The organism is Paenibacillus sp. oral taxon 786 str. D14 (assembly GCF_000159955.1).
GTDB classification, from domain to species: Bacteria; Bacillota; Bacilli; order Paenibacillales; family Paenibacillaceae; genus Fontibacillus; species Fontibacillus phoenicis.
The window spans coordinates 141,294-146,887 of sequence record NZ_GG695974.1; the positions used below are offsets into that span (position 1 = coordinate 141,294).

The 5,594-nt window shown below is 53.2% G+C and carries 3 protein-coding genes; all 3 read right to left on the minus strand.

Translation table 11 applies throughout. The features are described 5' to 3' along the window. Positions 1-128: 128 nt before the first annotated feature. The 3 genes from POTG_RS09285 to POTG_RS09295 all read right to left on the minus strand — a co-directional run bounded on the left by POTG_RS09285 (position 129) and on the right by POTG_RS09295 (position 5,444). On the minus strand, positions 129-1,685 hold the full coding sequence (locus tag POTG_RS09285) for a flavocytochrome c (RefSeq protein WP_009224575.1): 1,557 nt from the start codon (positions 1,683-1,685) through the stop codon (positions 129-131). Between the two features lie 218 nt (positions 1,686-1,903). Next, a complete protein-coding gene (locus POTG_RS09290) occupies positions 1,904-3,682 on the minus strand; it encodes an ABC transporter ATP-binding protein (RefSeq protein WP_009224576.1) in 1,779 nt (592 codons plus the stop codon). Continuing rightward, positions 3,669-5,444, minus strand: a complete 1,776-nt coding sequence (locus tag POTG_RS09295; RefSeq protein ID WP_009224577.1) for an ABC transporter ATP-binding protein — start codon at positions 5,442-5,444, stop codon at positions 3,669-3,671. Before POTG_RS09295 ends, POTG_RS09290 begins: the two co-directional genes overlap by 14 nt. Between the last annotated feature and the right edge of the window lie 150 nt (positions 5,445-5,594).

The window sequence follows — 5,594 nt, forward strand, 5'->3', positions numbered from 1 at the left end:
AGGTTTCGTGTATCGTGGGTGGTTATTTAGTATTCCCAAAGATCATTTCCTCAAAAAAGAAAATCCGCCAAAGCTCGAACTCTTTGGAGTCCAAGCCTTGACGGGTCCCTATCTCATGATCGTTCAGCTTATTGCGCCTTCACGAACTCGGCCGCCTTCACGCCGGCCTGACGTCCGAAAATGATAATATCGGCCACGGAGTTGCCGCCGATCCGGTTATCCCCGTGCAACCCGCCGGTAACTTCGCCAGCGGCAAACAGACCTGGGATTGGGTTGCCTTCTTTGTTCAATACTTCTGTGTTGGTGTTGATTTTCACGCCGCCCATGGTGTAGTGGATGCCGGGAGCAATTTTGATGGCATAGTACGGTGCGCCGGACAAATCGTTATCCATCCCGGTGGTTCTGCCGAATTCGGCGTCATTTTGATTCTGAACAGCCGCGTTCCAAGTTTCTAACGTTTGCGCCAAAGCATTTGCCGGTACACCCATCTTTTCGGCCAAAGCTTCAATCGTGTCGCCCTGGAGTACAATGCCCATCTTCTCATATTGTTGGATCGCTTTAGCTCGGGATTTCACACCGGAATCAAAGACAAGGTAGGCGGACTTCTCAGGCAGGGCATTGATCGCGTTGGTCACTTTATCGCGCGTGTCCATTTCATTAAAGAAACGCTTGCCTTCGCTGGAAACAAGGATCGCGCCTTCGCCGCGCACGGCTTCACCGATCAGATAAGATTTCTCCTGTTGAACAGTCGGGTGAACCTGGATCTGATCCATATCAACGGTAACGCCGCCCAATTTCTCAATCATCGTAATGCCGTCGCCGGTGCTGCCAGCTTGGTTGGTCGTGACATATCCCTTTAAGTCCGGTCTAAACTGCGTGATCATTTCCGGATTGGCCCCGTAACCGCCGGTCGCCACGATGACGGCTTTGCCGGTAATCGTTTTTTCTTCGGTATCGTTCAGGACCACCTTCACGCCGTTGACTTTGCCGTCTTGCTGAGTAATCTCCTTGACATTGGCGTTGACGAACAACGGAATGCCTTGTTCTTCAACGTTTCGGACCAGGCCGTCCACCAGGTATTGTCCCACGGCGGAGCCGTCTTCCGGACGGTGCGTGCGTTTTTCGCTCATGCCGCCCGTAATCGTGAGGTTATTCAACCGAATGCCAATGGAATCGAGCCAATCGATCGCGCCTGCGGAATGGTCAACGAAGAAACGCAACAGTTCGGTATCATTTGTATTGTGGCCACCTTTTAGCGTCTCTTCATAGAACTTGTCGTTGCTGTCTTCAATGCCTTGTTCCTTTTGGAATTTCGTCTCCGAGGCGTTCATGCCGGAGGACGATTTCGTCGTGTTACCGCCGGCCACCGGCATTTTCTCGAAGATAACGGGGTTCATACCGTTGGCTTTCGCTTCGAGTGCTGCGGTCATGCCAGCACCGCCTGCGCCGATGATAATGATATCGTAGCTGTCCTTCAATTGATCGTGAGGCGTATAGCTTTTTTCGGATGCGCCGGCTACGGCTTCGGCTTCGTTTTCTTTGGCTTTGTCCGTCTGTCCGCCAGCCTGCGTCTGGTTCTGATCCTGAGCCTGGTTCTGAGGCTCATTCCCATTGTTGCCGCATCCCGCGATGACAAGCATCAAGGATAAGACGAGAATGAGTGCTGCTGTAACTTTCTTTTGCATGATAAACCCTCCACTTCTGTCTATATCGGGGTGCTGTTTCTCTTTCGTTCCCCTTGGAGAGGATAACATAAGGGCATACCATAGTAAGTGAACCATTTCACAATTCGACAAATTTTGATATCCCAGCGTCCGGTACCCAGCGTCCGGTAAAAACAAAAAGGCAACTCCGTCAGCCAGGTAAAGTTGGCTTGGCGGAATTGCCTTTATTTTTGCATGATCTATACAGCTTCCATCTTCTGCGCGGTATACAAGCGGTAGTACAGACCACGTTTGGCCATCAGCTCATCATGCGAGCCGGATTCGGCAATCCCCTTGTCGGAGACATACATGATGCGGTCGCAGTTCTTCACCGTCGACAGCCGGTGCGCGATGATGAACGAGGTGCGTCCCTTGAGCAGCTCGTTTAAGCCTTGCTGAAGCAGGCGCTCCGTCTTGGCGTCGATCGAGGAGGTCGCTTCGTCCAGGATCAGAATGCGCGGATCGGCCAGCAGCGTCCGGGCGAACGAGATGAGCTGCCGCTGTCCTTGGGAGAGCTTCGAGCCGCGTTCGTTCACCTCGGTGTAGTACCCTTGCTCAAACTCGCGGATGAACTCGTCCGCGCAGACCGTTTTGGCCGCGGCGATGACTTCCTCCTCGGTGGCGTCCAGCTTGCCGTATCGGATATTATCCATGATCGTACCCGAGAAAATAAAGCTATCCTGCAGCATTATCCCCATCTGGCTGCGCAGCGACTTCAACGTCACTTGAGAGATGTCGTGACCATCGATCAGAATCGCGCCTTCGCTCACATTATAGAAGCGCGAGATGAGGTTGACGACCGTGGTCTTGCCCGCGCCCGTCGGTCCGACGAGGGCGATGCTTTCCCCGGCTTTTACCTCGAAGTTCAGGTGCTCCAGAATGTTCAGGCCTGGATCGTAAGCAAACGTAACGTCTTTGAATTGGACGTTGCCCTGCACCGGCGGCAAAGCCTTCGCCCCCGGGACATCGCTGACCGTCACCGGTTCATCCATCGTTTCGAAGATCCGTTCCAGATAAGCGACGGCGTTAATGAAGTTGTTATACAGCTGGGACAGGTTCAGGATCGGTTGCCAGAAGCGGGCCGCATAGTTACTCATCGCAAGGATGACCCCGAAGGTCACGCCTTCCGGACCCATCGCAAGCAAGCCAACCATATAGATCAGCGTCGTGACGATCGTCGCCAGGTTGTCGACGGAGAACGGGATCAGGGCGTTGTAGCGAAGCGCCCGCATCCATTCCTTGCGGTAGTTGCCGGCCAGGCGGGTAAAGATGCCTTCGTTATGCTTCTCGCGGGAGAAAATTTGCGTCACGCCAATCCCGCTGATGCTCTCCTGCAAATACGCGTTCATGTTGGAGCTTTTGTTGGAAACAGCCTGCCATGCCCGGCGCTGCCGGGTTTTGATCAGCAGCATAACGCCGAGGAACACCGGCAATCCGGCCAAGGTGACGAACGACAACCGGACATCCAACGCAAACATAAACACAGCGATAAAGATCAAGTTGACGATCTCCAAAATAAAGTTGATGATCCCGTTGGACAAAACGTCCGATACGGCGTTGACGTAGTTGACGACGCGGATCAGGATTTTCCCTTGCGGGCGGTCGTCGTAATATTTAAACGGCAGCTGCTGCAGATGCTTGAACAGATCCGTACGGATATCGAAGATGATATCCTGGCCGACCCGGGTCATGATCCGGGAGCGGATCGTCGCCAGCTCGACGCTGACCACGATCGTGAGCAGCATCAGCGCAGACCACCCGACCAGCGCACCAAACGCTTTCTCCGGAATCGTCACGTCCACAACGTGTTGAATAATGAGCGGCGCCGATAGCGCGATTGCAGCCGACAAGGCGCTCAGCACAAACGCGATGATCATCGGCTTCTGCTGTTTTCGGATGTACACCATGGCACGTTTGAAGTGCTTTATGTCAAAAGGAGACTCCAGATTCTCATCCACATCGAACTTATTTCTGGCCATGGGCGCTCACCGTCCTTCCGATCCCTTCATTTTGAAGCATAAATACATCGTAATAATAGCCGCGTTTCGCGAGCAATTCCGCATGGGTGCCTTCCTCGATCAGCCGTCCGCCGTCCAGGATCAGAATGCGGTCCGCTTCGGCCGTGGTCGACACGCGCTGGGCAATGATCAGCTTCGTGCACGGGAAGTTCAGCTCGCGCAAGCTCTTCTGGATATGCTCCTCGGTTTCCAAGTCAACCGCGGAGGTGGTGTCGTCGAGGATCAGAATCGGTCGGCGCACCGCCAGCGCCCGGGCCAGCGCAATCCGCTGCTTCTGACCGCCGGATAAGCCGACGCCGCGTTCCCCAACGATGGTGTCATACCCTTCCGGCATTTTCGTAATAAAATCATGCGCAGCAGCGAGCCGGGCATACTCTCTCGTTTGTTCCTCCGGCAGTTCGGGATCGCCGTAAGCGATATTTCCGTCGATCGTATCGGAGAACAGCAGCACGTCCTGGGTCGCGATGCCGATGTTGCTGCGGAGCTCATCGAGCTCCAGGTCGCGGACGTCCACGCCGTCAACCAACACTTGCCCGTCGGATACGTCGTAAAAGCGGGGGATCAGGTTTACGAGCGATGTTTTGCCCGAACCGGTTGAGCCCATAATGGCGATCGTTTCCCCCGGATTCACCGAGAAGCTGATATCGTGAAGCACTTCATTGCTGTCATATTTGAAGCTGACATGCTTGAATTCGATCCGTCCTTCGTAACGGCGCTTTTCGATCGCTTTGTGCTCGTTTACGATTTTTGGTTTGGCGTAATAAATTTCTACAATTTTACTTAAGCTGGCGAAGAAACGTTGAATATCGTTAATGATAATGCCGATGTTGCGCATCGGGTTGGATACGGCCCAGATCAATGCGGAGAACGCGGAAAATTCCCCGAAGGTAATCCGTCCCTGCATGACAAAATATCCGCCAGCCAGCATCAGGATCACGTTAAACGCTTGTGCGAACGTCTCCAGATACGGGAAGTAGTCCAGCCACACGAGCGCGGCTTTCCTGTTCGCTTCTGAGAAGTGAATGTTCTTGTCGGTGAACTTCTCGATTTCAAATTCTTCACGGGCAAAGGCTTTAACGACGCGGTTCCCCGAGATGTTCTCTTGGGTGATCGTGTTCAGTTGGGACAACCGCTCGCGCAGATCCACGTACATTGGACGGACCTTTTTCGCGAAGATGTAAGCCACGATGAAGATCGGAGGCGCCAAGACCAGCAGCCACAGCGTCAACACAGCATCAATTGTGAAAAAATAAGCGACGGCCGCAACAAAGATCGTCACCGATTCAATAATCGTCTTGATAATCCACGCCATCGAGTGCCGCACCATGTCCAGGTCCCCGGTCATCTTGGTCATGAGGTCCCCGGTCCGGTTATGGTCATAGTACTCCATATCCTGGCCTTGGATTTTGTTGTAGAGGTAGATGCGGACTTTGTACAGCATATTTTGCGAAGCCTGCTCGTATTGCATCGTCGTCAAATAAGCAAGCCCCGTCCGCAGCAGAGAGAAAACAATCATCCCCAAGCAGAGCATGATCAGCAGTCCCCGTTGCTGCGATAAATTTTCCATCGCATGTTCACCTGTGATAAACGTGTCGACAATGCGTTGGCCTATGTACGGATTGATAATCATGAGCGAGGAGCCCACGACGGAAAGCACCAGCGCCGTGATATATCTGGCCCGGTTGCCCTCCAAATTCTGCCACAGCCATTTGAGTTCAAACAATTCTGATCACCCGTTTCTGTTTGTTGTTGCAAGCTGTCAAATGCAACCCCGTTTTCGCAAATCATCGTGATTATACCACAACCGTTCACAGGTAAAACCCGCATATTCCAGCGTGTTGTCACGTAGGTTAGCGTTTTCGTGATGGGATCG

Coding starts and splice junctions, on each gene's coding strand:
- POTG_RS09285 (WP_009224575.1), bottom strand. CDS start 1,685: ATGCAAAAGAAAGTTACAGCAGCACTCATTCTCGTCTTATCCTTGATG.
- POTG_RS09290 (WP_009224576.1), bottom strand. CDS start 3,682: ATGGCCAGAAATAAGTTCGATGTGGATGAGAATCTGGAGTCTCCTTTT.